Annotated in this window: 28 protein-coding genes; 25 read left to right on the forward strand and 3 right to left on the reverse strand. The window is 47.6% G+C overall.

All coding sequences use genetic code 11. The annotated features are described in order from the left end of the window. Positions 1-266 precede the first annotated feature (266 nt). Positions 267-596, forward strand: coding sequence for a hypothetical protein (locus tag EK374_RS09025; RefSeq protein WP_127022213.1), 330 nt, complete (start codon positions 267-269; stop codon positions 594-596). Positions 597-840: 244 nt separating this feature from the next. Here EK374_RS09025 and EK374_RS09030 read toward each other — a convergent pair whose 3' ends face one another. Then, positions 841-1,857, reverse strand: a complete 1,017-nt coding sequence (locus tag EK374_RS09030) for an IS110 family RNA-guided transposase (protein WP_127019137.1) — start codon at positions 1,855-1,857, stop codon at positions 841-843. Positions 1,858-2,041: 184 nt separating this feature from the next. Here EK374_RS09030 and EK374_RS09035 point away from each other — a divergent pair, with 184 nt between their 5' ends. Next, a complete protein-coding gene (locus EK374_RS09035; protein WP_206099318.1) occupies positions 2,042-2,251 on the forward strand; it encodes a DUF4160 domain-containing protein in 210 nt (69 codons plus the stop codon). After that, positions 2,245-2,751: a type II toxin-antitoxin system antitoxin DhiA gene (dhiA, locus tag EK374_RS09040; RefSeq protein ID WP_127022216.1), complete on the forward strand. Its 507-nt coding sequence runs from the start codon at positions 2,245-2,247 to the stop codon at positions 2,749-2,751. Before EK374_RS09035 ends, dhiA begins: the two co-directional genes overlap by 7 nt. A gap of 37 nt (positions 2,752-2,788) precedes the next feature. On the opposite strand, the gene EK374_RS09045 is transcribed toward dhiA, so the two are convergent. Continuing rightward, on the reverse strand, positions 2,789-3,895 hold the full coding sequence (locus EK374_RS09045) for an SGNH/GDSL hydrolase family protein (protein ID WP_127022219.1): 1,107 nt from the start codon (positions 3,893-3,895) through the stop codon (positions 2,789-2,791). A gap of 310 nt (positions 3,896-4,205) precedes the next feature. Here EK374_RS09045 and EK374_RS09050 point away from each other — a divergent pair, with 310 nt between their 5' ends. From EK374_RS09050 to EK374_RS09120, 15 genes are all read left to right on the forward strand, one after another. Continuing rightward, positions 4,206-4,523 carry an antibiotic biosynthesis monooxygenase family protein gene (locus EK374_RS09050; RefSeq protein ID WP_127022222.1) on the forward strand — a complete coding sequence of 106 codons (318 nt, stop codon included), beginning with the start codon at positions 4,206-4,208 and terminating at the stop codon, positions 4,521-4,523. 75 nt (positions 4,524-4,598) lie between these two features. After that, complete coding sequence (gene fos / locus EK374_RS09055) at positions 4,599-4,997, forward strand: fosfomycin resistance glutathione transferase (RefSeq protein ID WP_127022225.1); 399 nt, start codon at positions 4,599-4,601, stop codon at positions 4,995-4,997. A 13-nt stretch (positions 4,998-5,010) separates the two neighbouring features. Beyond that, a complete protein-coding gene (locus tag EK374_RS09060) occupies positions 5,011-5,151 on the forward strand; it encodes a DUF2200 family protein (protein ID WP_127022228.1) in 141 nt (46 codons plus the stop codon). Between the two features lie 170 nt (positions 5,152-5,321). Next, positions 5,322-5,978, forward strand: coding sequence for an HAD family hydrolase (locus EK374_RS09065; protein ID WP_127022232.1), 657 nt, complete (start codon positions 5,322-5,324; stop codon positions 5,976-5,978). Between the two features lie 125 nt (positions 5,979-6,103). Then, a complete protein-coding gene (locus tag EK374_RS09070; RefSeq protein WP_127022235.1) occupies positions 6,104-6,457 on the forward strand; it encodes a DUF7010 family protein in 354 nt (117 codons plus the stop codon). Between the two features lie 141 nt (positions 6,458-6,598). Continuing rightward, a complete protein-coding gene (locus tag EK374_RS09075; RefSeq protein ID WP_127022238.1) occupies positions 6,599-7,312 on the forward strand; it encodes a thermostable hemolysin in 714 nt (237 codons plus the stop codon). Further along, the gene (locus EK374_RS09080; RefSeq protein ID WP_127022241.1) at positions 7,312-8,799 is read left to right on the forward strand and encodes an AMP-binding protein; all 1,488 of its coding nucleotides are present in this window, start codon (positions 7,312-7,314) and stop codon (positions 8,797-8,799) included. Before EK374_RS09075 ends, EK374_RS09080 begins: the two co-directional genes overlap by 1 nt. Then, on the forward strand, positions 8,774-9,466 hold the full coding sequence (locus EK374_RS09085) for a TenA family transcriptional regulator (protein ID WP_127022244.1): 693 nt from the start codon (positions 8,774-8,776) through the stop codon (positions 9,464-9,466). Before EK374_RS09080 ends, EK374_RS09085 begins: the two co-directional genes overlap by 26 nt. Continuing rightward, positions 9,463-10,248 (forward strand): SDR family oxidoreductase, encoded by a 786-nt coding sequence (locus tag EK374_RS09090; RefSeq protein WP_127022247.1) that lies wholly within the window; start codon positions 9,463-9,465, stop codon positions 10,246-10,248. The genes EK374_RS09085 and EK374_RS09090 overlap by 4 nt, the downstream gene beginning before the upstream one ends. A gap of 10 nt (positions 10,249-10,258) precedes the next feature. Beyond that, on the forward strand, positions 10,259-10,903 hold the full coding sequence (locus tag EK374_RS09095; protein ID WP_127022250.1) for a tetratricopeptide repeat protein: 645 nt from the start codon (positions 10,259-10,261) through the stop codon (positions 10,901-10,903). A gap of 109 nt (positions 10,904-11,012) precedes the next feature. Beyond that, complete coding sequence (locus EK374_RS09100; protein ID WP_127022253.1) at positions 11,013-11,678, forward strand: response regulator; 666 nt, start codon at positions 11,013-11,015, stop codon at positions 11,676-11,678. Between the two features lie 32 nt (positions 11,679-11,710). Beyond that, positions 11,711-13,012: a sensor histidine kinase gene (locus tag EK374_RS09105; RefSeq protein WP_127022255.1), complete on the forward strand. Its 1,302-nt coding sequence runs from the start codon at positions 11,711-11,713 to the stop codon at positions 13,010-13,012. Then, positions 13,009-13,416 carry a cupredoxin domain-containing protein gene (locus EK374_RS09110; protein ID WP_127022258.1) on the forward strand — a complete coding sequence of 136 codons (408 nt, stop codon included), beginning with the start codon at positions 13,009-13,011 and terminating at the stop codon, positions 13,414-13,416. The genes EK374_RS09105 and EK374_RS09110 overlap by 4 nt, the downstream gene beginning before the upstream one ends. Then, complete coding sequence (locus EK374_RS09115; RefSeq protein WP_127022261.1) at positions 13,406-14,137, forward strand: hypothetical protein; 732 nt, start codon at positions 13,406-13,408, stop codon at positions 14,135-14,137. The genes EK374_RS09110 and EK374_RS09115 overlap by 11 nt, the downstream gene beginning before the upstream one ends. Beyond that, positions 14,134-14,859 carry a hypothetical protein gene (locus tag EK374_RS09120; RefSeq protein ID WP_127022264.1) on the forward strand — a complete coding sequence of 242 codons (726 nt, stop codon included), beginning with the start codon at positions 14,134-14,136 and terminating at the stop codon, positions 14,857-14,859. The genes EK374_RS09115 and EK374_RS09120 overlap by 4 nt, the downstream gene beginning before the upstream one ends. Positions 14,860-14,896: 37 nt before the next feature. On the opposite strand, the gene EK374_RS09125 is transcribed toward EK374_RS09120, so the two are convergent. Next, positions 14,897-15,454, reverse strand: a complete 558-nt coding sequence (locus tag EK374_RS09125) for a TetR/AcrR family transcriptional regulator (RefSeq protein ID WP_127022267.1) — start codon at positions 15,452-15,454, stop codon at positions 14,897-14,899. A 94-nt stretch (positions 15,455-15,548) separates the two neighbouring features. Between EK374_RS09125 and EK374_RS09130 the strand changes: the two genes are divergently transcribed. The 7 genes from EK374_RS09130 (at position 15,549) to glnS (ending at position 26,763) form a co-directional block, all read left to right on the forward strand. Further along, positions 15,549-16,778 (forward strand): efflux RND transporter periplasmic adaptor subunit, encoded by a 1,230-nt coding sequence (locus EK374_RS09130; protein WP_127022270.1) that lies wholly within the window; start codon positions 15,549-15,551, stop codon positions 16,776-16,778. Positions 16,779-16,788: 10 nt separating this feature from the next. Beyond that, positions 16,789-19,914, forward strand: a complete 3,126-nt coding sequence (locus EK374_RS09135; RefSeq protein ID WP_127022273.1) for a multidrug efflux RND transporter permease subunit — start codon at positions 16,789-16,791, stop codon at positions 19,912-19,914. A gap of 112 nt (positions 19,915-20,026) precedes the next feature. Next, the gene (locus tag EK374_RS09140) at positions 20,027-22,033 is read left to right on the forward strand and encodes an LTA synthase family protein (protein ID WP_127022276.1); all 2,007 of its coding nucleotides are present in this window, start codon (positions 20,027-20,029) and stop codon (positions 22,031-22,033) included. 145 nt (positions 22,034-22,178) lie between these two features. Next, complete coding sequence (locus EK374_RS09145; protein ID WP_127022279.1) at positions 22,179-22,877, forward strand: phosphatase PAP2 family protein; 699 nt, start codon at positions 22,179-22,181, stop codon at positions 22,875-22,877. Next, a complete protein-coding gene (locus EK374_RS09150; protein ID WP_127022282.1) occupies positions 22,870-24,528 on the forward strand; it encodes a phosphoethanolamine transferase in 1,659 nt (552 codons plus the stop codon). The genes EK374_RS09145 and EK374_RS09150 overlap by 8 nt, the downstream gene beginning before the upstream one ends. 66 nt (positions 24,529-24,594) lie before the next feature. Further along, on the forward strand, positions 24,595-24,999 hold the full coding sequence (locus tag EK374_RS09155; RefSeq protein ID WP_127022285.1) for a VOC family protein: 405 nt from the start codon (positions 24,595-24,597) through the stop codon (positions 24,997-24,999). 102 nt (positions 25,000-25,101) lie between these two features. Beyond that, entirely contained in the window at positions 25,102-26,763 is a 1,662-nt protein-coding gene (gene glnS / locus EK374_RS09160) for a glutamine--tRNA ligase (RefSeq protein ID WP_127022288.1), read from the forward strand. Positions 26,764-26,775: the final 12 nt, after the last annotated feature.

A 26,775-nucleotide genomic window follows, 5' to 3' on the forward strand; every position in this document is an offset into this window, starting at 1 on the left:
CAGCGAACCGGTAGGGGCGGGTCTTGCACCCGCCCGTCTAAAATTCCAAACAAATCTTTATTAGGCTTGTACCCACCCTGCATCAATTTCTATTCTGTTACCAGCAATGCTAAATGACTTTTACAGTCACTCGGACAAAGCGCCTAGAAAAAACCTATTGAAATACAGGTACATCAGCGCTAATTTGTTACAAACAAATTGAACAAAAATAAGACTCGGGTCGCAGGTTCATCACTCTTGCCTTATTGCATCCCGGAGATCATCAAATGAAATCCATACCCGAACGAGACTGGAAAAGGATCAGGGATTTAAAAGACGAATTACTCAACGTCGCTTGTGAACAAATCTTCCAACGCGTTGAAAAACTTTCAGCTGAAAGAACAGGGCCGCAGCACAAGAGTTATCTTGAACTTTACACTCTGATCAAACAAGAAGATATGGCCATAGCTGACATGTTTGATGGTCTGTCACGCAATAGCGCCTACTTCAAAATTGCGGCGCTTAAGCATAACGGTGTATTGACTGATAAACAGATGGAGTTATTTTCTGAAGAAACTCAAGCCGTTGTGAACGACCTTTGCCAGTTCAGGAGTTAATTTGCTCCTTGGGGCAAAGGGAAATCTATGACTCGCCTCCATATTGCAAGCACGGTTAGCAAATAAGTCTGCGTCAATCTATCCGGAGTCTGTTGGCACTTTATTGTTGTGCCCGCCCGCTATGTTGTTCGCCCATCATCGCCCTAATAAGACCTTCAGCATCTATGTGCTTTTGCCCCTGACAGGTTTCCGATCATGGTTGTTGCCTTATTGCCATCGTGTTGCAAACTCGGTGTGACCCGGTTTATGCAGCGACTGCTGCGTAATTCTGCTCTTTTGTTAATACGGCCCAGATAATGCGGGCCAGTTTATTGGCCATAGCGACCACCGCCACTGTTTTTTTCTTACTGCTTAACAGCTTTTTAATCCACGGGCTCCAGGCATGATCTTCTTCGAGCTTCCATTGGATAACCGAGCGTGCACCGTGGATCAGGTATTTACGCAACGTGCTGTTACCGCGTTTGCTGATCCCAAGCAGGTTGCTTACTCCGCCTGTTGAATGCTGTTTTGGTACTAATCCTGCCCAGGCCGCAAAGTCTCTGGCACTTTTAAACTGGTTGCAACTGCCAGCCCATGATTCAATAAAGCTCGAGGTAATTAAACCTACACCCGGAATGCTTTGCATACGCTTGCAGTTCTCGTTCTGGCTGTTAATCGCCGTGATATCCCGTTCCAACTCACTGATTTCTTTATCAACCGCTTTATAACGCTCCACCAGACGGAACAGCGCCAGACGCAGCGCTTCAGGTAAATTAATATCAGGATTTTCAGTCATATCCGCTACAGTGCCGATAAAAGCACGGCCCTTTTTCTGCTGAATACCAAATTCCAACAGAAACGCATGCGCCTGATTGCTGACCGCTGTGCGCTCTTCTACCAACTGCTCACGTAACTTGAGTAAACAGCCAAAGGCTTGTTGCTCTTCACTGCGAACATGCGCAAAACGCATCGTCGGCCGCTGTGCCGCTTCGCAAATGGCTTCGGCATCGTTGAAGTCGTTTTTGTTCGACTTTACAAAAGGCTTCACGAAATTGGCCGGTATCATGTCAGCCCGATGGCCAAGGCTTCTGGCTTTACGGCACCAATGATGTGCGCCACCACAGGCTTCAAAAAACACAGCGCATGGCGGTAAATTTGCCAGATATTCTGCAAACTTACTGATCAGTATTTTGCGCTTTTCTACTACTTTTCCGTGCTGATCTTGCCCAATCACATGACAACTGAGCTTGCCAAGATCTACACCTAATGTTTTGATAAGCATGATGATTCGCCTCTTTCGGTTTGGTCACCTCATCCTAAGTCAGGATGGGAGGCGAGTCATCACATTAGACCTGACACTGGATTCTTACGCGCTGGAATAACCAGTTCAACCTCTTTATGCCAGAGATTGATGCCTTTTAGGTCTGTCATTTTGCTTGTACTTCTTTGATAACAAGCAGCATAAGTTGCCAGATCTGCATGTTAAATATGGCAGTTATGAACTGATCATCGGTATTGAAACAGGTGAAAGTCTGGAAGGGTATTTACCCAATAAACAGCGTAAAAGAGCGGAAAGTCATATCGCTGAGCATCGGCAACAATTGATGCTGATGTGGCAAAAAGCAGTTATTGGCAAAAAAACCGGCAAGTTAGAAGATATGGGTGGTGTATGTTAAAAGTCATAGATGTAGAGTGGATTGGCGACCATAAACTTGAGTTGACCTTTAACGACGGCTATCAGGGGCAGGCTGATTTGTCGTTGTATTTCAGCAAAGCACCATTCGCGGAGATTTTAGACTTTAAGAAGTTCTCTTTAACCGCTGACGGCTCATTAAACTGGAGTGGCAAAGAGTTATCTGCTGCGACATTGCGGGCTATCACCCAAGGCGAGCACAAAACTTTAGAGACCAGCTTTGATGTCAAAGAGATGGAAACTGTGATTAAACAGGCGTCATGGGATTCGATGCAGGAAGGGCGTCCTGATATTTTGCAGGCTGCTGTTCGCTCTTACGTCGAGCAATTTGGTCATAGCCAGGTTATTGCCAAAGCAGGTATTAAAAGCCGAACCAGTGCTTATCGCTCCTTAAAGCCAGAAACCACACCCAATTTTGCCACTCTGGTGCAGCTGGGTCATGCTGTGATTGAGCTGGCCAAAGATAAGTTAAAACAAGCCTGATAGGTGAGACCCAGCGCCGGCTTTTTTTAAATCAGCTCTAATACCACTGCATTTTTTTCCGGATAAAGGCGGTAAGTAACTCGGCATTGGCCTGATGTTGCGCCACGCGAGGGTGTTTGCCATAGCCGGTAAAAGGGAAGAACACAGTGTCCAGTTGAGTATCACCCTGGGCCTGCAAGTTTTTTACCGCCTGGCGCACATAGTTTGGCCATTGCTCTGTTTCTGTAGCATCCATGCTGCCTAAAGCGCAAATTATCTGTGCTTTGGGGTATTTGCTGCGAATAGTGCTAATAAATTGCTGGTAGGCGGCAATACGCTGAGCGTCGGTAGGCATAGGCTGCAGCCGTTTTTCATTGTCAATGAGCCATTTGTCATTTTGCATTAAGTTAATCAGCACCAGATGCGGAGTCCAGCTGCTGAAATCCCAGCTGCTGTTGTTGTTGCCCACTGCGCTTAACTGGTCGTAAAACTGCGGCATGATAAAATCAAACCAGCTGATCATCACGCCTATGCCACTTTGCGAAATAGTGTGCAGTTCGGCATTCAGGGCTCTGGCCGTTATGGCACCATAAGCAAGGTAGTTATTTTTTTCTGAGGCCAGATCGTCTTCAGCGTTATCTGCCGCTTCATTGCCCGCGCCGCTGCTGATCGAGTCGCCGTAGATCTCCATCCGGCGCTCAAGGCGTTTTGGCGGCGCCAGTAAACCAGCTTTATCGTCCAGCAGCAGGCCTTTAAACTGACTGGCGCCTTCGGCACCCTCAGTACGTTTGTAGATCTCAAGACTGTGAGGTCCGTCGGTCAGGCTGCTGCTAATCAGGTAACTGTGTTCGCCTTGTTTGGCTTGTAGCACAAAAGGGTGGCTGTCCTTGCCATCAATAATGACATTAAAGAAATTTTTACCTGTAGAGTCGTCCAGCACCACAGCTAAGCTTTTACCGCTAAAGTTAGCTTTGATACTGCTGCCAGGCCAAGACAGAGTAGGCGATTTAGCATTGCTAAAATCGATGCGGCCGGTATATAAAAACTGACTATGGTCTGGGGTAATAAAAGAGCTGGCAGCCGCTGGGCTGCAAAGACTTAACAGCAAAAAAGCAAACAATAGGGGCTGCCCGAGGGACTTGGTACGCGAAATAATAGCATTCATAATCAAAAGCCTTTGGTGAGTGTGCAAAGAGGGTAGCAATAAAAGCAGTACAAAAAAACTGCAAAATTACCAACTTTATAGGATTGCCGGTTCAGCGGGGTCCACTGCTTTGACCCCTTGATCATGTATCTTCTTTCATGTTGTAGAGCGCTATTATGCAGTGCCAGCTGCTCAAAAGCTGTTTTCAGCGTTTTGGCACAAGGCAAAGAGCAGTCTTTGTGCCTTAAAAGGTCTGATTAAGTTTTATTGAAAACACAGTGGCTATGCTAGAAGATGGCAAGCCTTGAACAAAAACAGAGCAGGGATCTAAATGTCAGAAATCGCCAATACACCAAAGCCACCTTATTACGCTGTGATTTTTAGTTCCCTTCGCACGGATGGTGATCATGGCTACGCCGAAATGGCGGATAGGATGGTGGCTTTAGCTGCGACACAGCCAGGCTTTCTTGGTATAGAGTCGGCGCGGGAGGGGTTAGGTATTACCCTGTCCTATTGGCAAGATTTGGAGTCGATACGGCAGTGGAAAAATAATGCTGAGCATCTTGTGGCGCAGCAGTTAGGGTATCAGCAGTGGTATAGCAGCTTCAGAACCCGTATTGCGAAAGTGGAACGCGAATATGGCATCTAACCCGCTTGTCACTAATAGTTTTATGTTTCGACCCAAACTGCTGCCAATCTAATACATAAAGCCAGGGTACTTTTGATGCTCAAAGGATTAAACCATATCACCATTGCTGTCAGTGATCTTGAAACTTCATTGCGGTTTTACACCCAACTGCTGGGTATGCAGGCCCATGTGCGTTGGGATAAAGGGGCTTACCTTAGCCTGAATGATTTATGGTTTTGCCTGTCCTGCGATCAGGTGTCACCTGCTCAAGATTATTCCCATCTGGCATTTGATATAGCTGAACAGGACTTTCCGGCTTTTACTGCTAAGTTAAGGCAGGCCGGAGTCAAAGAGTGGAAACAAAACAAAAGTGAAGGACAATCCTGGTATTTTCTGGATCCGGACGGCCATCAACTGGAAATACATTGCGGCGATTTGCAAAGCCGGCTGGATTCGCTAAAAACTACGCCTTATTCCGGACTGATGTGGTTATAGCACAGGGGCCTGCATGGCAGGACACCGTATTTTCAGTATCAAGTATTGCTCTGTTTATCCGCTTTATCTGCAAAAAGCTGAACCTAAAGGCCGCACTCAGGCAAAGATGGATCAAATTATCAGTTGGCTGACAGGCTATAGCACTGCCGAATGACAGCTGCTTCTGGTGCAAGGCACTGATTTTAAATATTCTTTTAAAATCCTGCGTTAACTCGTATTTGCCACCTTGTTGAGCTTTTGCTCGTTTCTTCTACTCCCCAGGCTTGGTTTATGGCAAAGTAACTCACTGAGTTTTAAACCGTTTTGATAGAGGGCTGCAATCTTATGACTCTTGATTTATTTCCGGATAAAGGCTTTGCCGCTATGTTGTTTGATATGGACGGCACTATCCTAAATTCTATTGCTGCAGCGGAAAAGGTCTGGGCCAACTGGGCCAGAGCACATGGTATTGATATTGAAACCTTTTTGCCGACTATTCATGGCAGAAGAGCCATAGACACTATCGCCAGTTTAAATCTGCCAGGGGTGGATGCGGCGACAGAAGCGGCTTACATCACCCAAGCGGAAATAGCTGAAGTGGAAGGTATTGAGGAAATACCTGGTGCAACCGCATTTTTAAACAAAATTCCTCCGTCCAAATGGGCTGTAGTGACTTCAGCTCCACGCCAACTGGCATTAACCCGTCTCAAAGCGGCTGGTTTACCAATTCCACAAGTATTAATCACGGCCGAAGATGTTGAACAGGGTAAACCCAACCCTGATTGTTATTTACTTGCAGCAAAACGGCTTGGTGTGAGCTGCGCAGATTGTTTGATTTTTGAAGATGCGGACATAGGTATAGCGGCAGCTTTGGCTTGTGGTGGTACTTTAGTGGTGGTGACTGCAACTCATACAACACATAACCCGGCATGGGCAGCGCAGCAGCTTGCTGTGAAAGATTATCTTCAGCATGGCGAGCAGCTGCTTAGTCAACTGAAATAAGGGGGTGACTGATGACAGTACTGGGTTTTAGCGAGGGGGCATAAATTTCCTGCGTTGTTATTTAGCATCAAAATGAAGCTGCATCAGGTCCGGCAGCAGCTTTCTTACCGCACATGAGGTATTGCATGGACACTCTGACTGACTTTGAACAAGATATGCGTCGTGGTTATTTATGGGGCGCAACAGGTATTATGACTTCAGGTTTGGTCTGGCTAACAGCTGGGCTAGTGGCCTGTTTTAGTTTGCCACAACATGCGATCTGGACTTTGTTTATCGGCGCTTCTTTCATAGTGCCAGTGGCGAACTTAATAGACCGTGCTCTGGGTGCTGCAGGCAAACACTCGGCCGGAAACAAGCTAGCACCGCTGGCGATGGAAAGCACTGTCTTTATGCTGATGTGCCTGCCGCTATTTAATTTTTGCCAGCGTCTATGGCACCCGTTGGTATTGGTTGTTTGGTGCTGCGCTTTTAGCGGTTAAACGGCATAGAGCTTAAACCGCTATTTAACCTTATGGCTTCAACCCCATTTTAATAAAATCTTGAACCCCGCTTTTTCCTTAAGTTTTCTTTAAGCTTCCTGACGCACACTGCATGCTAAATCGGTATGCAGGAGTGTGCTTATGTTGTCTTCTTATCAGTTCGACCAGTCTGTTGCGGTCAGATTGCCAGTGCAATCAGACGCTGACACCAAAGCGCTGTTGCAGTTAGTAAAATGCTCTGACATACAACGTGCTTCTATTGAGCAGTTTATCGCGTCAGGTTTTGCCAAAGCTTATCAGGCCGATGTGCATAAATTTATGCCCAACTTATTAGGTGTAAGCCGTGCAGGTGAATGGCAGGCTGTGCTTGGACTTCGTTGTGCAGCAGCAGGTGCCGCTCATACAGATTTATTTATCGAACAGTACCTACCAGCTCCTGTCGAGCAATTACTTGCCAGTTACGGCATGCAGGCCGAACGTTCTCAACTGATTGAAATTGGTCACTTGTATGCATCCAACAGACAAAGCTTATTGCAGTTGTTTGTACTAATGGCTTATGCGCTGGACCAGCTGAATTACCGTTATTTGCTCTGTGCTGCGACCACTGTGGTGCGCAGTATCCTAAGCCGTCATGGCATTGAACTGACAGAGCTTGGTGAAGCTAAAGCTGAAGCTTTAGGCAAAGATGCTGCCAACTGGGGTAGTTATTACGACACCAATCCAAAAGTTTGTGTGATGGATTTAGCTGCCGTTACGCGCCTTATTCATAGCGATGAAAGATTAACAGCTTTAGCCCATCAGCACTGGCCGCAGTTGCATCAGTTAGTGGCTCGTTTACCAGAAGGAGACTGCTGATGCGTATTGAATTACCAACTACAGCGGTATTAAAAGATCTAGCGACAGGTTTAGCTTATTCACAGGCTCAAATCAAAAAGCAAATGATTTTATGGCAGGAATTATTACTAGGTTACGGCGCACAGCGTATCGCTTTAGCGGCCAATAGTTCAGCCCAGTGGGCCTTGCTGGATTTAGCTTGTCTGGATGCAGATTTACTCCTTGTGCCGCTGCCTACTTACTTATCTGAAAGTCAGCTTGCCCATGTCATGGCGCAACTGGAGCCTGATTTTTATATCTCAGATCAGGAACAAAACTCAGCTGAATTTACATTGTTAGAACAAGTAGGCGATTTATTGCTGTATCGCCGTGAGTTACAAAGCTCTGGTGCTGCTATTCCTGCCACTTGTCAGAAGATTACTTTTACCTCCGGCTCCACAGGGCAACCAAAAGGTGTGTGTTTATCAGCGCAAAGTCAGCTGGATGTAGCGCACAGCCTGCTGGAGCGCATTGCTCAACAAGCGCCTAAACACTTATGTTTATTGCCTTTGAGCACCTTGCTGGAAAATATCGCTGGTATTTATGCGCCTTTATTAGCAGGTGGCGAAGTGCTGATAGCTCCTGACTCTTTGCGTGGTTTTAACGGTAGTCAGCTAACGAATCCACAGGCTTTATTGACACTAATCAGCAGTACAGCACCAAAAAGCCTGATTTTAGTACCTGAGCTATTGCAACTCTTGGTGATGGCGCGCGCTCAAGGCTGGCAAGCACCAGAATCATTGGAGTTTATTGCTGTAGGTGGTGCTCATGTATCCACAGCTTTATTGCAACAGGCTGCAAGTCTTGGTTTACCTGTGTATCAGGGCTATGGCTTAAGCGAATGTGCTTCTGTGGTGGCTTTATCCAGTGTCGATGCACGGCAAAGTACGAGCAATGAACTGGAGTTGGTGGGCATGCCTTTAGCCCATCGAGATATTGAAATTATCGATGGCGAGATAGTAGTGAAACAGCCATTTCTCGGGTATTTGGGCGATGCAGCGTCGCTAAGCGACAAGGTCTTTACCGGCGATTTAGGTGAACTGGATGCACAAGGCAGGTTACGTATCCTTGGCCGTCGCAAAAACTTATTAATTTCAAGCCTGGGTCGCAATATCTCCCCTGAGTGGCCAGAAGCTTTATTAACTCAAAGCGGTTTAATTCGTCAGGCCGTGCTGGTGGGCGATGCTCAACCTTATTGTGCTGCCTTGTTGTATCTGGCTGATGCCAAAGCGGTAGCTCAGCTGCCTGCTTATCTGGCTCACGTCAACCAGCAATTACCGGATTATGCGCAAATCAAAGCCTATCAGCTGTTAACTCAACCTTTGTCACTGGCTGACGGTACTTTAACAGCCAATGGCAGGCCACGCCGTGCCGAAGTATTTAAAAAATATCAAAGTGAAATCAACGATTTATTTGTTTCTAATGCTGTAACAGGAGAATCCTATGAGTTTTTATCAAAGGCTCGTTAATGCCACCGAACAAGAGCGTGCTTATTTACTGGAAGCTCCGATGATCCGTCGTACTTTCGCCGGCGATTTTACCTTGGATCACTATGTGGCTTTTTTGACTCAGGCTTATCACCACGTCAAACACACAGTACCGCTGTTGATGTCGGTGGGCGCTTTGTTACCTGAATCCAAAGAGTGGTTACGTGAAGCTGTGGCTGAATACATTGAAGAAGAATTAGGCCATCAGGAATGGGTATTAAACGACATTGCAGCTTGTGGGTATGATAAAGAGCAGGCTCGCGCCAGCACTCCGGCTTTTGCTACCGAGCTGATGGTGTCTTATGCCTATGACTCGGTACGCCGTATCAATCCATTATGCTTTTTTGGCATGGTGCTGGTACTTGAAGGTACGTCCATCGCTTTAGCAGAGCAGGCCGCCAGTAAAATTGCCGGTACTTTGCAGTTGCCACGTAAAGCTTTTAGCTATCTGAATTCGCACGGTGCTTTAGATCAGGACCATATCAAGTTCTTCGAAAGCCTGATGGATAAGATCACAGACCCAGCCGATCAGGCGCTGATCATCCATAGCGCAAAACGCTTTTTCCACTTATACGGTGATGTATTTCGCAGCCTGGAACAGCCACATGGTCTGACTAAAAAAGTTGTGGCTGAGGAGGCAATAGCATGAGTTTCTTAGCTGGCAAAACTGTGCTGCTGACTGGCGCGACTGGTGGCATAGGAGCTGAAGTGGCCAAACAGTTAAGCGCGCAGGGAGCACGGTTGATATTAACTGGCCGCGCCGTTGAAAAACTGCGCGCCCTGCAAAACCAACTGGCAGCTGAAACTTTGATTTACTCTTGTGATTTAACCAATACAGTAGAGCAACAGAGTTTGCTGCAGTTTTGCCAGCAGCAGGGCGGCATAGATGTACTGATTAACAACGCTGGTATCAGTCAGTTTGGCTTATGTCAGCAACAGCAATTTAGTGAGCTGGTCAGCATTAATCTGCTGGTGCCTATGCAATTGTGTCAGCTGTTTTTACCTATGCTGCGCCAACATAAAGGCCAAATCGTCAATGTCGGATCTGCCTTTGGCAGTATTGGTCATCCTGGTTTTACCGGTTACTGCGCGACTAAATTTGGTTTACGTGGTTTTACTGAAGCCTTGCAGCGTGAACTGGCCGATAGTGGCGTGCAGGTGAAGTATTTTGCACCAAGAGCGACAGAAACCAGCATTAACTCAACTGAAGTAGTGCTGTTAAATCAGCAGCTTGGCAACAGTATGGATAGCCCACACTGGGTTGCAGAGCAGCTGATCAAACAGTTGAAATCCAGCGAGCTGCGCCGTTTTCTCGGCTGGCCAGAACGGATATTTGTCCGCCTGAATGGGGTATTTCCTGCGCTGGTGGATATGGGGTTAAAAAGTAAATTAACACTAATTGAATTATTTGCAGTGGGTAAAACCCGCTAACGAGGTCAAGATGAACAGATTTAAATTCACAGCTTTGATTCCGGCTTTATTTTTGGCAGCAGTCGCGCAGGCCGATGTACTGCAGGATATTAAACCACTGCAGGACCGCTGGGCTGAAGTCAATTACAGTATGAGTGAAGACCAGAAGGAAAAAGCTTTTCCAGAGCTGGTGAAACAAGCCAATGCAGTAGTGGCGGCTAATCCGGACAAAGCCGAAGCCCTGATTTGGCGTGGCATTATCAAATCCAGCTATGCCGGGGTCAAAGGTGGCTTAGGCGCTATGTCGCTGGCGGAAGAGTCCAAAGCTGATCTGGAAGCCGCACTTAAAATTGATAGTCAGGCCCTGCAAGGTTCGGCTTACACCAGTTTAGGTGTGTTGTACTACAAAGTGCCAGGCTGGCCTATTGGCTTTGGCAGTGACAAAAATGCCAGAAAAATGCTGGAAAAAGCCCTGAGCATTAACCCTCAAGGTATTGATCCTAATTATTTTTATGCAGAATTTTTAACAGAAGAGCGCGACTATAAAGCGGCTATGAGTTACATTGAAAAGGCAAAACAGGCTGCGCCTCGTCCGGATCGTCTAAGTGCTGATCAAGGCCGCTTACAGGAAATTGCAGTGCTGGAAACCAAAGTTGCGAAAAAGCTTAAACATTAATCTGTGAAACCTGTAGGGGCGGGGCTTGTCTCCGCCTGTATCAAATTTTAATCAGGTGCTGTTTAGGGTTTATCCCAATCTATATTCAGGTTCGAACACAGGGGCATGTATGAGACTATTACTGGTCGAAGATGATCTGGATTTAGCCAAAGGCCTGGTGTTGGCGTTGTCTAGTCAGGGGTTTGCGGTTAATCACGTCAGTACAGGTCAACATGCCTTAAGCAGCATCAAAGCCAAAGACTGCGATGCTGTGATCCTCGACTTAGGTCTGCCTGATATGGACGGTCTGGATGTCCTCAAACAAAGTCGTCAAAGAGAAGGCCATTTACCTGTGCTGGTACTGACCGCCCGCGATGGGGTGGATGACAGGATCCGTGGTCTGGATTTAGGCGCCGACGATTATCTGGTGAAACCTTTTGCTATGCCTGAATTGTTCGCCCGTTTGCGGGTGATTGAGCGGCGACTGGGTACTGCGGCTACGCACTTAATTAAACTACAACAAGTTGAACTGGATACCAGTGCGCATTTGGTGCGGGTTGAAGGTGAATCTGTTGGTTTGTCCCGCCGTGAATATATGCTGCTAAAAGAATTAATGGAGTCGGCAGGCCGCATTAAAACCCGTGAGCAGCTTGAAGCCAGTTTATATGCCTGGGGTGAAGAAGTGGCCAGCAATGCACTGGAGGTACATATATCCAATTTGCGCAAAAAGTTGCCCAAAGATTTTATTAAAACTCTGCGAGGCGTGGGTTATAGCGTGAGTGTGAATGTGGCATGAGCCTAACTATATGAACCAGCTATGAGTCTGCTATGAGATCGTTGCGTCGCTATTTAGTCACAGTGCTGATCGCGCTTTTCACACTGATTAGCTTTGTTGCGGCTTTGCAAAGCTATAAACAAAGCGCAGTCCGGGCTGAAGCTTTGTTTGATCAGGATTTAGAGGTGCTGGCTTCCAGTTTGTCGCAGCAGTATCAGGCCGGTGCTCAGCAGGAATTAGGCCTGGCCTTACAAGTCTGGCAAAAGGGCGAGCTGGTGTATCGCAGCGCTTTGGCGCCACAAAGCCCAATGGCGGAGGCTGAAGGTTTTAGTGAGCATAACTTTTCCGGTAAAAGATGGCGGGTGTTTCGCCAGACGCCTACCGACCAGTTAACAGTGATAGTGGCGCAGCCGCTGCAACAGCGCCAGCAATTGGCAGATGAAGTGATCACCGCCTCCATTTACCCCGTGGTCTTGAGTTTACCGTTGCAGGCTTTATTGATCTGGTTGGTCGTGAGTAAAGCCTTATCGCCCATTCAACGTTTTTCTGCCCAGCTGTCGTCGAAAAAAGCCAATGATTTAAGCCCGGTAGAACTGGATCAGGTGCCGGCCGAACTGGATCAAATGCTTAAAACCACCAATCTGTTATTTGCCCGTTTAGCTGATGCCTTTGAACGGGAAAAGCGTTTTGCCTCCGATGTGGCGCACGAGCTGCGTACCCCATTAAGCGTATTGCAGGTGAATTTGCATAATGCGTCGCAGCAATGGCAGCGTTGTGGTATTAGCGACCCTGAAGGTTCTATGCCTGCCTTGCAGGCTGGTGTAGAGCGGATGAGTGCGCTGATCGAACAAATTATGCTACTCAATCGCACTAACCCAGAGCATTTTCAGGCCCGCACTGAACAGCTGGATTTAGCGGGTTTATGCCGTCAGGTGGTGGCCGACTGGTATCCACAAATTGACAGCAAAGAGCAACAAATAGAGCTGGTGGGTCTTGAGCATTTGTCGCTGAAAGGCGACGCTTTTGCATTGCGGTTATTGGTGAGTAACCTGGTGGGCAATGCCAGTAAATACACACAACAGGGCGGCTCTATTCAGTTGGCTTTGTCGGTCACTCAGCATAAAGCTGTTCTGGTGGTGCAGGACAATGGCCCTGGTATAGCGCCGGAAGAACACAGTAGGGTATTTGATCGTTTTTACCGTGTGGGTGGCGACAGGCATCAATCCGGCACCCTGGGTTCAGGTTTAGGTTTAGCCATAGTGCGGGATATAGTGGTTTTGCATCTGGGCCGCATCAGCCTTGGAGCTTCTGATTTTAGCAGCGGATTAAAAGTGACAGTGGAACTGCCCCTTTGAAAAACATAGAGTTGAAAAAAAGTCAGTTAAGAAAAAACAGTAAAAAAACATTGCCTATAACGGCCTTGTTATTGCTGACTCTGCCTGTTGTAGCGGAGCAAAGTGTATTTGAGCTGCAGATTAAAGATCATCTGTTTCAACCATCAGTGTTGTACGTACCCGCTGGTGAGAAAGTGAAATTGCTGGTGTTGAATCAGGATCCATCACCTGAAGAGTTCGAAAGCTTTAGCTTAAACCGCGAAAAAGTGATTTTAGGCAAAGGCAAAGCCACCTTATTTGTGGGGCCTTTAAAACCAGGCAAGTACGAATTTTTTGGCGAATACAATCCGGACAGCGCGCAGGGCGTGTTAATAGCTCTGCCTGAAGCAGAATGGCTACAGCATAAGGCTAATCATGCTTATTAATACGGTGTTGATGTTTTTACGCGAACTGCTACCGCTTTGTTTGCTGCTGGCGACTTTGCTGGTGTGGCACAGAAGTGTTTGGCGTAGTTTTGCCTTGTATTTTGCCTTGCCCTCGTTGTTGATGCTAAGCCTGATCAGCCTTCAGATGGTATGGATCTCAGAGCAACTGGATGGTTTTGGGCTGGAGCTTTTATATAGTTTTTTATATCTGAGCTGTTTTGTATTGCTTTGCTTGTCGGCCCTGAAAGCCCAGTGGGCGCTGTTAAGTTCAGCGCTTGCCGCTGCTTGTTTGTTTAGCATCAGTGGCACTAATTTATTGTTATATATATGGTTGCCGAGCCAAGCGGAAAACACACCGGCCGATCTGCTGTTAGGTTCAGCTTTGGGTGTAGGTATAGGGGCCAGCATAGCTGTGCTTTGGTATTACCTGCTGACCGAGCTGAAACAGTGGCGCATCCAAAGTTTTGCCTTGTTATTAGCCTTGTCTGGCGCTCGTCAAGTGATGATGGCTTCAGCCTTGCTGATCCAATCCGACTGGCTTGTGGCAGGTCCGCAGCTTTGGCAAACCGAACAGTTATTGTCGGAGCAATCTGAATTGGGTTTCTTTTTACAGGCGCTGATGGGTTATGAAGCCACCCCCAGTCTGTCGCAAGTTCTGTTGTATCTGGTGTGTTTTGGGGTGTTGTTCTGGTGTTGCAGCTTTATGGAGAAAAAAAGATGAAGCTTTACGGCAAAAAAGCAGTGATCAAGGCTTTGTGTTTTGTTTGTCTTGGCAGCAGCATGTCGGCTATGGCGGACGGGCGCGTGGTGGACAAGGTGTATCACCCTTATGTGCAGCCACTGGAGCGTGAATTTGAATACCGCTACTTTTACCAGCGTCAAGCCGATCATCCGGACAACAACACCATGGGGCAAAAACTGGGGTACGGCTTTTCAGCCGCTGAACGTGCCGCATTGGAAATTTATGTGGTAGCAGATCGTATTCATCCTGAAGACTACAAATTGTCAGGTTACGAGCTGGAACTGCGCTGGATGCTGACAGAGCAGGGCCAATACAGCGCCGACTGGGGCATGTTGTTTGAACTGGAGCGGCAAAATAATCAGGATAACTACGAATTTACAACTGGGCTATTAATGGAAAAAGAATTTGGCCCAACCAGCCTGACCTTAAACGCTCTGGCTGTGTATGAATGGGGCCAGTCACTGGACGCCGAATGGGAAGGCGAGTTCCGCGCCCAATACCGCTACCGCTGGTTACCGGCCGTGCAGCCTGCTATTGAATTGTACGCTGGTGAAAACTACAAAGGTGCAGGCCCAAGCTTAATGGGCGTGCATAAGTTCGACAAACAAGAACAGTTAAAATGGGAGTTGGCGGTGATAGTATCCATAGACAACAACACAGTAGATCGCACCTTACGTTTTGCGCTGGAGTATGAGTTTTAACAATGCAATAAAGCCGATGTGCGGTTCTTCCTTCGGCTTATTGTCTCTTGGCACCTGATAAAAACATCTTTTCCATGGTATCCAGCATATCTTTGCGGGCGATCCGACCGGATCGTTCCGAATTTACCAAAGCGGATAACATGCCTATCATCAACTCAGATAAGGCTGCTGCGCCGATATCAACACGGAAAAAACCTTCCTGTTGTCCTCGCAAAAAGAATTGATCAAAGATGGCCTCATACTCGACCCAGCGATGTTCTGTGTCTGATGCTTCCAGCAGTTGTGGTTCCCAGGTATTGGACACAAAAACAAAAAGTTCTTTATGGCGCAAATGCCCTTCAATCAAAGCTCGGAATGCCTGCGGAATTGGAGCAGTTTCCAGTTCAGCAGCGGCAATGGCCAAATCAAACTGGCGAACGGATTCAGAAAACAGCCGTTCAGTAATTTTGTCACGGGTAGGGCACATTCGATACAAAGTGGCTTTGCTGACGCCAACAGCTTTCGCCAGCTCCTGCAAAGATGCTCTGGGGTTGTCCACCATAGCCATAGCAACAGCCAACAACAAGGGATCTGTAGCTTCACTTTTTATCATCATCTTATCCATATCAACAAAACTGCCTGAAGCATTCTACGCGGTTAAACATTCCGGATCACTATACTTTTGCTTTTGAAAAGAATCAAATGAATCTATGTTGATTCATTTGATTCTTGGTGGTATCGTGCACTCATTCAAATTAAGCTGGTTAAATGAGGTAGTGGTGATGGGTAAGGGTAAGAATCTGGTGGCTATCACTATGGCCATGATCCTGATTGGCTGTGCACCAGAGCCTGTGGTTGAAGCTGACACTGTGGTTAAAACCGTTGATGCCCTAGTAGTGACAAAGGCTCCGCTGGACATCACCGAAGATTTGCCGGGACGAGTGGTTGCGGTTCGGCAGGCCGAAGTGCGTGCCCGGGTTGCAGGCATAGTGCTCAAACGTGAATTTGCCGAAGGAAGTCTGGTCAGTGCTGGTCAGGTTTTATTCCAGCTCGATCCTGCCCCTCTGCAAGTGGCGCTGGCAAAGGCTCAGGCTGAACTTGCAAAAGCCAAAGCGGCCCGGCACGAAGCCGACGATTTGCTAAGGCGATATAAGCCACTACTGGCCACAGCTACAGTCAGTCAGCATCAATTTGATAACGCAAAAACCAACCTGCTCAGCGCAGCTGCTGCAGTGCAGGCTGCAGAGGCGGATCTGGACAATGCCAAACTCAATCTTAGCTACACCAGAGTCACTGCTCCTATTGCAGGGCGTATCGGCAGAGCTTTGGTTAGTGAAGGTGCGTTAGTGGGGCAGAATGAGGCGACTCAACTGGCCGTCATTCATCAGCTGGACCCTGTGTACGTTGACATGAATTTATCCTCAGGCAGTGAAATGCAGCGCCAGCATGCCATACAACAAGGTTATGGTCAGGAAGTTAATCAATTGAATATTCTGGATAACGCCGGGCAGCCAGCGCAACAGGGACAGGTGTTATTTGCTGAAAGTCAGGTCGATCAAAACACCGGAACTTTAACGCTCAGAGCCGAATTTGCCAACAAAGATCAGCAGTTGTTACCCGGCATGTATGTCAAAGTCCGGACCCGACTTGGTTTTGTGCCAGATGCTATTCTAATACCACAGCGCGCTTTGAGCCGGGATCACCAGGGTCAGCAATGGGTGTGGGTACAGAACAATAAAGGTGAAGCTGAACCCAGGGAAGTCAGCACTGGCGTGATGGTAGGGAAGGATTGGCAGATCACTGCAGGTCTTGCTGCAGGCGATATTGTGCTGACCAGCGCCACCGCACAGCTACAATCTGGAGATAAAGTTCAGGTGCAGCTGGCTGATGATGTTAAGCACGCAGCTGCTACTGCGCCTTCCAATTCTGTTTCACACTGAGATAAAAAATATGTCTGAATTTTTTATATCCCGCCCTAAATTTGCCTGGGTAGTGGCCATTTTTATCAGCATGGCAGGATTGTTCGCCTTGCCTTATCTGCCTGTTGCTCAGTTTCCGGTGGTCGCGCCACCGCAAATTATTGTAACTGCCACTTACCCCGGTGCTTCTGCCGAAGTGATGGTTGAGTCTGTTACCTCTGTGATAGAAGAAGAGCTCAATGGCATCAAAGATATGCTTTATTTTGAGTCGTCCAGTGGTTCTTCTGGTTCTTCGGACATTACGGTCACCTTCAAACCCGGAACCTCTGTATCTGTCGCTCAGATGGAAGTGCAGAACAGCCTGAAAAAAGCCGAATCAAGGTTACCGGCCGCTGTGACTCAGCAAGGCTTGCAAGTGGAGGAGTCCAGTGCTGGTTTTCTGATGTTTTACGCCCTGAGTTACAAAGAGGATGATGGTTCTAAATCCATGGTGGCCTTGTCTGAGTTTGCCACCCGCTCGCTTAATAAAGAAATACGCAGGGTAGATGGTGTAGGAAAGCTGCAATTTTTCTCCTCAGAAGCCGCAATGCGAGTGTGGCTGGATACACAAAAGCTGGTGTCCTATGGTTTGTCTGTTGAGGATGTCAGTAGTGCGATCCGGACTCAAAATATTCAGGTGCCAGCCGGAAGCTTTGGCAGCAGTCCTGGCAACACAGAGCAGGAAGTCAGTGCATCTATAGTGCTGGATGGCACGCTTAAAACAGTGGAAGACTTTGGCCAGATCCTGCTCAGAACCACAACCAATGGTGCGGCGCTTTACCTCAAAGACGTGGCCCGTATAGAAATTGGTATGCAAGATTACAATTTCAATACCAGGCTCAATGGTAAAAATGCGGTCATAGCGGCCATTCAATTGGCGCCAGGTGCCAACGCTATCCGTACTGTAGATGCAGTCAAAGCCAGATTAGATCAGTTGAGTCAGTATCTGCCGTCCGATATGGAAATATCAGTACCTTATGACACCTCAAGGTTTGTCAAAGCGGCTATTGAGAAAGTGGTGTACACCTTACTGGAAGCCATAGCTCTGGTTTTTCTGGTGATGTTACTGTTTTTGCAAAACCTGCGTTATACGCTGATCCCAATACTGGTGGTACCGGTTTGTCTGATGGGGACCTTTGCGGTGATGTACCTGCTGGGTTTTTCCGTCAATATGATGACGATGTTTGGTATGGTACTGGCCATAGGTATTCTGGTGGACGATGCCATAGTGGTGGTTGAAAACGTCGATCGCCTGATGATGGAGGAGGGACTGACGCCTAAGCAAGCAACGCAAAAGGCGATGAAGCAGGTGTCAGGTGCCATAGTGGGCATCACGCTGGTGCTGAGCGCGGTATTTTTACCTTTGGCCTTTATGAGTGGTTCAGTCGGCGTTATTTATCAGCAGTTTTCTATGGCGCTGGCTGTATCTATTCTACTGTCGGGTTTTTTGGCCTTGAGCTTAACACCTGCGCTTTGTGCCAGTTTGTTAAAACCAGTAGATGGTGCTATGCACCTGAAGAAAGCAGGTTTTTTTGGCTGGTTTAACAGGTATTTCGCCGAACTGACTTCTGGTTATAGCAAGGTTAACCAGCGCCTGATCCAGCGGGCTGGTCGCTCTATGTTGCTTTATAGTCTGTTGATTGGTGTTTTAGTTTACGCTTATCGCACAGTGCCTGAGTCTTTTGTGCCTGAAGAAGATCAAGGCTCACTGATGGTGGATGTTCAGCTTCCGGCAGGCGCAACCTTTGGCCGCACCGAAAAGGCTGTGGCTCAGGTCGAAGATTATTTAAGCAGCCGTGACAGCATGAAGTGGGTCACCTCAGTGATGGGCTTTAGTTTCTCCGGAACCGGGGAAAATGCCGCTATTTTGTTTCCGGATTTAAAAGACTGGTCAGAACGCACTGAGCAGCAGTCTGTTGCCGCTGAAACTGAGCTGTTAAATGCCGAATTTGCTGACTTTAAGGAGGCTACTGTGATGGCGATGGCGCCTCCGGCCATAGAGGGATTAGGCAGTTCGGGCGGTTTTTCCTTACGCCTGTTGGACAGAACCGGAGTAGGTCGCGAACAAATGCAGTTGGCTTTGGATACAGTGTTAAGCAAAGCCAATCAGTCGCCTGCTATTGCCTATGCCATGATGGAAGGATTGCAGGATTCTCCTACATTGCAACTTGCTGTGGACAGAGCCAAAGCTGATGCTATGGGCGTGTCCTTTAATGCGATCAGTGATGCGGTATCAACAGCTTTTGGCTCAGCCATGCTGAACGATTTTAACAATCAAGGCAGGCTGCAAAGAGTGGTGGTTCAGGCGCAGAGTGAGCAACGTATGACGCCACAGAGTCTGCTGCAACTGCACGTGCCATCCCGTAATGGCAATCAAGTCCCTGTCAGTTCTTTCGCCAGCCTTGAGTGGACAAATACACCTGTGCAACTGTCCCGTTACAATGGCTATCCGTCATTTAGCATTTCCGGAGATGCCAAGCAAGGTGCCAGCAGTGGTCAGGCCATGAAGGAAATGGAACAAATCATCTCGGCCTTGCCTCAAGGCGTAGGTTATGAGTGGACTGGCTTGTCTTATCAGGAGAAATTATCAGGCTCTCAGGTCTCGCTTTTGATCAGTCTGTCGATTCTGGTGGTGTTTTTAGTCTTGGTGGCTTTGTATGAAAGCTGGTCTATTCCACTTTCAGTGCTGCTGATAGTTCCGGTTGGGGCGCTTGGTTCAGTACTGGCTGTGGCTGTGCTGGAACTGACTAACAATGTGTATTTCAAAGTGGGGCTTATTACTATTATTGGACTGTCGGCGAAAAACGCTATTCTGATCATAGAGTTTGCCAAAGAGCTGCATCATCAGGGGGCGTCTTATGCGCAAGCCGTGTTGCAAGCGGCTCGCATGAGATTCAGGCCCATAGTAATGACGTCCGTTGCTTTTATGCTTGGCGTACTGCCTCTTACTGTGGCCACAGGTCCGGGCGCGGCTAGTCAGCAAGCTCTGGGCAGCAGCGTGATGGGTGGTATGGTCAGCGCTACTATATTGGGTGTTGTACTGGTGCCGGTGTTTTACGTTTGGGTGATGGCCTTGTTTAAAAAGAAAGTTGTAGTAGATAACTCAGTGAACACCTGACTATCCACAGGTCTGGATATGCAAAAAGTGCTTCCGATTTCATAATTAAGTCTTAAGTTTGTCTTAAGTATCAACTTCTATGCTGGCCTCAATTAAAAACTGAGGCCTCTTTATGTCTGTTGTTAGCGTCGAAAAATCCTCCTTTCTTGCCAATTTGTTTTGCTTAGGTCCTTATCGTTATCTGATCCGTACTGCGGTACTTGGCTTGCTGCTGCTCAGTTTAAGCAGGCTGGCACTGGTGTTGTGGCAATTTGACAGAGTGGAAGGCACGGCATTGCTGTTTGACGTCTTAGTCCAGGGGATACGCGCCGATATTATTGTGGTGTCATTGTTTTTGGTGGTGCCAGTACTGTTGATCCCGCTGGCTTCAGTGCGGGGACTGAATAAAGTCTGGTTTCAATTCAGCTATCTGTGGTGCCTGCTGGCGTTAGTGCTGTTGGTGTTTATGGAGCTGGCGACGCCGGCTTTTATTATGCAGTACGATGTGCGGCCAAACCGGCTTTTTGTCGAGTATCTGAAATACCCAAAAGAAGTGTTATCAACCTTATGGTTTGGTTTTCGCTGGCCTTTAGTCTTTGGTCTGCTCGCCACTCTGGCTTTGACCTGGTTGATGCGGCGCATATTTCGTGCCGGGAAATGCAGTCTGAACCGCTGGTCTGTGTTCAAAAGCCTTGGGCTGTGGTGTCTGGCTTTGTTGTTGTTATTTGCCGGTATTCGTTCCACCACAGACCACAGGCCTGCGAATCCGGCGATTTTTGCTATCACATCGGATTCTATGGTCAACTCTCTGGTATTAAGTTCAGCTTATTCAGTGCTTTATGCGTTGTACAATTTAAAGCATGAAGCGCACTCCAGCGAGATCTATGGCAAATTGCCGACTAATCAAATGCTGCAACAAAGTCTGGACTGGCCTTGGCTAAAGTCCTACAACTTCACCAATCCAGAGTACCCAACAGCACATTGGCAGCAGGCCCTGGTCAAGCGCGCAAAACCGCTGAATCTGGTCATAGTGCTGCAGGAAAGTCTGGGCGCGACTTTTGTAGAGTCCTTAGGCGGAGTGGCTGTCACACCAGAGCTTGAAAAGTTAAAACAACAGGGCATCTGGTTTGAGAATTTGTATGCCACTGGCACCCGCTCTGTGCGTGGTATTGAAGCCGTTGTCGCTGGTTTTCCGCCGACACCAGCCCAAAGTACAGTGAAGTTATCCAATAGCCAGCAACATTTCACTACTCTTGCATCCATCCTTAAAAATCAAGGCTACCAGACCCAGTTTATTTATGGTGGCGAAGCCCATTTTGACAATATGCGCAGCTTTTTTACCGGCAATGGAGTGGATCAGATTGTCGATCAAAGCCAGATGCAAAACCCGGTGTTTACCGGCAGTTGGGGCGCCAGTGATGAGGATCTATTTACTGCTGCGCACCAACAATTAACGGCTTTACATCAGCAGGATAAGCCATTTTTTAGTCTGATTTTCACCTCCAGCAATCACGAGCCTTTTGAGTTTCCGGATGGCCGCATTGAATTAAAGGAAGAGCCAAAAGCTACGGTCAATAACGCGGTGAAATATGCTGACTGGGCTATGGGGCAGTTTTTTGAAAAGGCAAAACAAAGCGCCTACTGGCAGGATACTTTGTTTTTGATCGTGGCCGATCATGACAACAGAGTCTATGGCGACAACCTGATCCCAGTCGAAAAGTTTCATATTCCGGCGCTGATTTTAGGAGCGGATACAAAAGCAGCGCTGCTGAAACCCTTAGCCAGTCAGATTGATTTAGCGCCTACTTTGTTATCTATGATGGGCGTATCCAGTTGCCATACCATGACAGGCCGTGATTTTATGCTGGACCACACCAGTCCAGGCCGGGCTTTGCTGCAGTTTGAAAATTACTTTGCCTTGATGCAACAAGGCGCAGGGCCGCAGGAGTTAGTGATATTAAAACCTGATGGCAATGGTATAAAAGGCCAGTATCAGCCCAAAGAGCAGAAGCTTCATTTAAGCGACCACGCGCTGTCTGTGGCAGAAAAGAATAAAGCCCTGGCTTTAGTGCAGTTACCCTCCTATTTGTATCGGGAGCAGAAAAACTCCAGCTCAGCACCGTGCGGCGAACAGCACTAAAAGGTCAAAACCGGCAGTCTGATACTGCCGTTTTTTTATGTTTTAAGTATGCCTTAAGTTTTTAGTTTTAGCTTAAAGCCATCATAGCTGTCATTGACCCGGAGTAGTTATTGTGTTGCCTTTCCCTTCGTCTTACAGAAGCTCTTTGCTTAAAACACTTATCTTGCCTTTGCTGTTGTTCAGTCTGCTGTTTGAGCTGTTTTACCAGCAAAAACTGGATTTTGTGCTGGCAGACTGGTGGTATCAACTGCAGGGCGGCCAATGGGCCTTGCAGCACCACTGGCTGATGCAAAGCCTGTTGCATGACAGAGTAAGGAACTTAAACCTGCTGCTGGTGTTGGCGCTGCTAGGCTACGCGCTATGGCAGCGTTGGATCGGAAAAGCTGCGCTCTTGAGCCACGCACTCTGGACTTTGTTGTATGCAGTGCTGAGCTGTTTTGCGCTGGTGTCATTGTTAAAGCACTTGTTGCCGATGGAATGCCCCTGGGATCTGCTGCAGTTTGGTGGCGATATGCCGTTTTATGGGCTGTTGCAGCAAAGGCCGGACGCTGCACCTGTTCATTTATGTTTTCCGGCAGGCCACGCCAGCATAGGGTTTGCCTGGCTTGGGCTTTATTACTTTTTTCTCGATCTGAAACCTCAGTGGGCGAACAAAGCGCTGGCTGGTGCTGCGCTGGCAGGCACAGTGTTGGGTGCCGTTCAGCAAATCAGGGGGGCGCATTTTTTCTCGCACGATATCTTCACTGCTGCTTTGTGCTGGACAGTCTGTACTGCCATTTATTTCATCAGGTTGCCCAAGCCAACAGCTCAGGCCAGGTTGGCTGGAGTAGACCACAATGCCTGATGTCATTGCCACCTTAAGCACGGTCAGCTCAAGTCAAAGTTCAGTACAGCTGCAAAAACTCTGGCATCCGTTATGGTTTGCACTGATCTCAGCACTTGGCATGACCTTGCTGCTCAATGGCCCATTTTTGTCCAGTATTCAGGCCAAAGTTCCGGGCCAGTTTAAACTGCAACTCTGTTTGATTTTATTGTTGTTTTTGTTAAATTTTTTGCTGGCGGTTTTAGTAAGTTTCAGCAGGATCCAAAAGCCTGTGATGCTGCTGCTTTTTGTCGCAGGCGCTGTCAGTTATTACTTTATTACCAGCTTTGGCATAGTGATAGACACCTCTATGCTGCAAAACGCCATGGAAACCGATACCGCAGAGGCGAGGGGCTTGTTGAGTCTATCTATGCTCTGGACTGTCAGCACTGTGATGTTGTTTCCACTATTGTGCAGCAGTCTGATCAAAGTCCGGGTCATGCCGCTTAAAAAGTTTTTGTGGCATTGGTTGCTCTGTCTGGTGCTGATTTTTGCTGCGCTTTTTAGTGTTGCGGCTTGCGCTTATTCAGAGCTTGCGCCTTTTTTCCGTAATTTCAGAGATGTAAAGCATCTGGCATTACCCGTCAGTCCGGTATCGGCCGCTGTGTCTTTTTCCGGCTCCTGGCTAAAAAGCCGTTTTCCTGAGTCATTTATCGAGTCAGGTACTGATGCTGTGCAGCCTGTGACGGCCAAAACAGCAAAACCACGCTTGATAGTGCTGGTGTTAGGAGAAACAGCACGAGCGGATCATTTTCAGCTTAACGGCTATCCAAGAGCCACCAATCCGGCTTTATCCGTTTTACCTGTCTACAGTTTTACCGATGTTAGCTCCTGCGGCACGGCCACAGCTCATTCTGTGCCTTGTATGTTTTCTGTTATGAGGCGAGATCAGTATGTGGAGTCTGTAGCAAAAAACACCAGCAATGTGTTGGATATACTGCAGAGAACAGGCATAAACATTCGCTGGTTTGACAACAATTCCGGCTGCAAAACCGTTTGTGACAGAGTGCCGTCAGAGTTTTTATTTAACGACAGCAGCAATCCCTTATGCGAAGACGGCCAGTGCAAAGACGAAATTTTACTGCAGGCGCTGGAAACAGAACTTAATAAAACCTCTGCGCAGGACAGGTTGATTGTGTTGCATCAACTGGGTAGCCACGGTCCTGAGTACTTCAAACGCAGTGCCAGCAGCCAAAAACACTTCTTACCCGAATGCACTAACAAGCAACTGCAACTTTGTCAGCAAGAGGACATTATTAATGCCTATGACAACAGCATAGTGGCCACTGATGAGCTGCTTAGCCGTGTTATTCAGCAGCTACAAGGCGAGCAGGACTATCAGACGGCCATGCTGTATCTGTCCGATCACGGTGAGTCTTTGGGTGAAAACGGCGTTTATCTGCATGGTCTGCCGTATTGGATGGCGCCCGAAGCTCAGACCAAAGTACCTATGCTGTGGTGGATGTCTGATGCCTATGCCAGAGTGCAGCAGTTAAACGCTGAATGCATAGCGCAAAGGACCAAACAAAAACTAAGTCACGACAATTTGTTCCATAGCTTATTGGGTCTGTTCCAAATCAGCAGCAAAGTGCATCAGCGGCAACTGGATCTGTTTCAGCCCTGCAACGACTGACAACTGCCTTTTCGTCGGGACAGGCTTCAGGTACTCTGGCTGCCGATAGCCTTTAAAGGAAAAAGCATGCAGCGTAAATTATTTATCAACCTGGCGGCAGCCGATGTTAAAGCCGCCACTGACTTTTACCAGCAGTTGGGTTTTGGTTTTAATCCGCAATTTAGTGACAACAGCGCCAGCTGTATTGTGCTTGCTGATCACTTGTATCTGATGCTGCTGACGAAAGAAAAGTTTGCTGGTTTTAGTCCACATCCGCTGGTGAATGGCCATCAACAGACACAAGTGCTGAACTGCTTAAGTTGCCACAGCAAAGCGGAAGTGGACGAGTTGGTGCAAAAGGCGGTAAAAGCTGGTGGAAACACCTATAACCAGCCCCAAGATCACGGAGTGATGTATGCTCATGGATTTCAGGATTTAGATGGTCATGTCTGGGAGCTGGTCTATATGGAAATGCTGCAGGCTTCTGTTTGAAACTCGCTTCTTCTGCTTAGTTGAGTATATAATCCGTCGGTATTTTATATCTCCGAACTGACGCCTTTGTTGTCGGTGCATTTAGATAAGGATTTGAATTTTATGGCGGACGTTGAACATCGCCCCACTAACTTTATTCGTCAGATCATCGATGCTGATCTGGCTTCAGGTAAACACAACACCACTGTGACCCGTTTCCCGCCGGAGCCTAACGGTTATCTGCACATTGGTCATGCCAAATCGATTTGTCTGAACTTTGGTATTGCTGAAGATTATCAGGGCCAGTGTAACTTACGTTTTGACGACACCAACCCTGAAAAAGAAGACATCGATTTTGTAAATTCTATTCAGCAGGACGTGCAGTGGTTAGGTTATAACTGGTCTGGCAATGTACGTTATTCGTCAGATTACTTTGATACCTTGTATGGTTATGCCGTTGAACTGATTAACAAAGGTTTGGCTTATGTTTGTTTTTTAAACGCAGAACAAATGCGCGAATACCGTGGCAACTTAACTCAGCCTGGTAAAAACAGCCCAACCCGTGACACTTCACCTGAAGAAAACCTGGCCTTGTTTGAAAAAATGCGCGCTGGTGGTTTTAAAGAAGGCGAATGCTCACTGCGCGCTAAAATTGATATGAGCTCAGCTTTTATCTGTATGCGCGACCCGGTGATTTACCGCGTCAAGTTTGCCCATCACCACCAGACAGGTGACAAGTGGTGCATTTATCCAATGTACGACTTCACCCACTGTATCTCTGATGCGCTGGAAGGCATTACGCATTCGTTATGTACGCTGGAATTCCAGGACAACCGTCGTTTATACGACTGGATTTTGGACAACATCACTATTGCCTGTCATCCACAGCAAATCGAATTCTCTCGTCTGAACCTCGAGTATCAGGTGATGAGTAAACGTAAGCTGCACACCTTAGTTGAAGGTGGTCATGTCGCAGGTTGGGATGACCCACGTATGCCTACTATTGCAGGTTTACGCCGTCGTGGTTTTACGCCAGCTTCATTGCGTGAGTTCGCTAAACGTATTGGTGTGACCAAGCAAGACAATATGATTGAAATCAGCGCTTTGGATTCCTGTATCCGTGAAGATCTGGATGCCAATGCGCCTCGTGCTATGGCTGTGATCGATCCGTTAAAAGTGACCATCAGCAACTACAACGCCGCCGATGTGGAATGGTTAGAAGTGCATAACCATCCAAAAGAAGAAAGCATGGGTAGCCGTAAAGTGCCTTTCGGTCGTACCTTGTACATTGATAAAGCGGACTTCCGTGAAGAAGCCAACAAAAAGTACAAACGTATGGTCACAGGTGGCGAAGTGCGTTTACGTGGCGCTTATGTGATTCGTGCAGACGAAGTGATTAAAAACGAAGCAGGCGATATTGTTGAACTGATTTGTTCTTACGATCCGGATACTTTAGGAGTGAATCCAGCGGATGGCCGTAAAGTGCGTGGTGTAATTCACTGGGTTGAAGCGTCGCAAGCTGTGCCTGCTGAATTCCGTATTTACGATCGTTTATTCACAGTGCCGAATCCTGCCGCTGAAGAAGACTTTTTAGCTGTGATTAACCCTGCTTCTTTAACAGTGAAGCAAGGTGTAGTTGAGCCAAGCTTAAAAGCAGCGCAAGCGGAAAAAGCCTTCCAGTTTGAGCGGGAAGGGTATTACTGTGCCGACAACAAAGATTCAACACCGGATCATTTGGTGTTTAACCGTACTGTAGCGCTGCGCGATACCTTCTTCGAAGACTAAAACTTTTAATTC

The organism is Rheinheimera mangrovi (assembly GCF_003990335.1).
In the GTDB taxonomy this organism is placed as follows: domain Bacteria; phylum Pseudomonadota; class Gammaproteobacteria; order Enterobacterales; family Alteromonadaceae; genus Pararheinheimera; species Pararheinheimera mangrovi.

What these genes read in the sequence shown, in the direction of transcription:
- EK374_RS09025 (WP_127022213.1), top strand. Translation starts at nt 267, where the DNA reads ATGAAATCCATACCCGAACGAGACTGGAAAAGGATCAGGGATTTAAAA.
- EK374_RS09030 (WP_127019137.1), bottom strand. Translation starts at nt 1,857, where the DNA reads ATGCTTATCAAAACATTAGGTGTAGATCTTGGCAAGCTCAGTTGTCAT.
- dhiA (WP_127022216.1), top strand. Translation starts at nt 2,245, where the DNA reads ATGTTAAAAGTCATAGATGTAGAGTGGATTGGCGACCATAAACTTGAG.
- EK374_RS09045 (WP_127022219.1), bottom strand. Translation starts at nt 3,895, where the DNA reads ATGAATGCTATTATTTCGCGTACCAAGTCCCTCGGGCAGCCCCTATTG.
- EK374_RS09050 (WP_127022222.1), top strand. Translation starts at nt 4,206, where the DNA reads ATGTCAGAAATCGCCAATACACCAAAGCCACCTTATTACGCTGTGATT.
- fos (WP_127022225.1), top strand. Translation starts at nt 4,599, where the DNA reads ATGCTCAAAGGATTAAACCATATCACCATTGCTGTCAGTGATCTTGAA.
- EK374_RS09060 (WP_127022228.1), top strand. Translation starts at nt 5,011, where the DNA reads ATGGCAGGACACCGTATTTTCAGTATCAAGTATTGCTCTGTTTATCCG.
- EK374_RS09065 (WP_127022232.1), top strand. Translation starts at nt 5,322, where the DNA reads ATGACTCTTGATTTATTTCCGGATAAAGGCTTTGCCGCTATGTTGTTT.
- EK374_RS09070 (WP_127022235.1), top strand. Translation starts at nt 6,104, where the DNA reads ATGGACACTCTGACTGACTTTGAACAAGATATGCGTCGTGGTTATTTA.
- EK374_RS09075 (WP_127022238.1), top strand. Translation starts at nt 6,599, where the DNA reads ATGTTGTCTTCTTATCAGTTCGACCAGTCTGTTGCGGTCAGATTGCCA.
- EK374_RS09080 (WP_127022241.1), top strand. Translation starts at nt 7,312, where the DNA reads ATGCGTATTGAATTACCAACTACAGCGGTATTAAAAGATCTAGCGACA.
- EK374_RS09085 (WP_127022244.1), top strand. Translation starts at nt 8,774, where the DNA reads ATGAGTTTTTATCAAAGGCTCGTTAATGCCACCGAACAAGAGCGTGCT.
- EK374_RS09090 (WP_127022247.1), top strand. Translation starts at nt 9,463, where the DNA reads ATGAGTTTCTTAGCTGGCAAAACTGTGCTGCTGACTGGCGCGACTGGT.
- EK374_RS09095 (WP_127022250.1), top strand. Translation starts at nt 10,259, where the DNA reads ATGAACAGATTTAAATTCACAGCTTTGATTCCGGCTTTATTTTTGGCA.
- EK374_RS09100 (WP_127022253.1), top strand. Translation starts at nt 11,013, where the DNA reads ATGAGACTATTACTGGTCGAAGATGATCTGGATTTAGCCAAAGGCCTG.
- EK374_RS09105 (WP_127022255.1), top strand. Translation starts at nt 11,711, where the DNA reads ATGAGATCGTTGCGTCGCTATTTAGTCACAGTGCTGATCGCGCTTTTC.
- EK374_RS09115 (WP_127022261.1), top strand. Translation starts at nt 13,406, where the DNA reads ATGCTTATTAATACGGTGTTGATGTTTTTACGCGAACTGCTACCGCTT.
- EK374_RS09120 (WP_127022264.1), top strand. Translation starts at nt 14,134, where the DNA reads ATGAAGCTTTACGGCAAAAAAGCAGTGATCAAGGCTTTGTGTTTTGTT.
- EK374_RS09125 (WP_127022267.1), bottom strand. Translation starts at nt 15,454, where the DNA reads ATGATGATAAAAAGTGAAGCTACAGATCCCTTGTTGTTGGCTGTTGCT.
- EK374_RS09130 (WP_127022270.1), top strand. Translation starts at nt 15,549, where the DNA reads ATGTTGATTCATTTGATTCTTGGTGGTATCGTGCACTCATTCAAATTA.
- EK374_RS09135 (WP_127022273.1), top strand. Translation starts at nt 16,789, where the DNA reads ATGTCTGAATTTTTTATATCCCGCCCTAAATTTGCCTGGGTAGTGGCC.
- EK374_RS09140 (WP_127022276.1), top strand. Translation starts at nt 20,027, where the DNA reads ATGTCTGTTGTTAGCGTCGAAAAATCCTCCTTTCTTGCCAATTTGTTT.
- EK374_RS09150 (WP_127022282.1), top strand. Translation starts at nt 22,870, where the DNA reads ATGCCTGATGTCATTGCCACCTTAAGCACGGTCAGCTCAAGTCAAAGT.
- EK374_RS09155 (WP_127022285.1), top strand. Translation starts at nt 24,595, where the DNA reads ATGCAGCGTAAATTATTTATCAACCTGGCGGCAGCCGATGTTAAAGCC.
- glnS (WP_127022288.1), top strand. Translation starts at nt 25,102, where the DNA reads ATGGCGGACGTTGAACATCGCCCCACTAACTTTATTCGTCAGATCATC.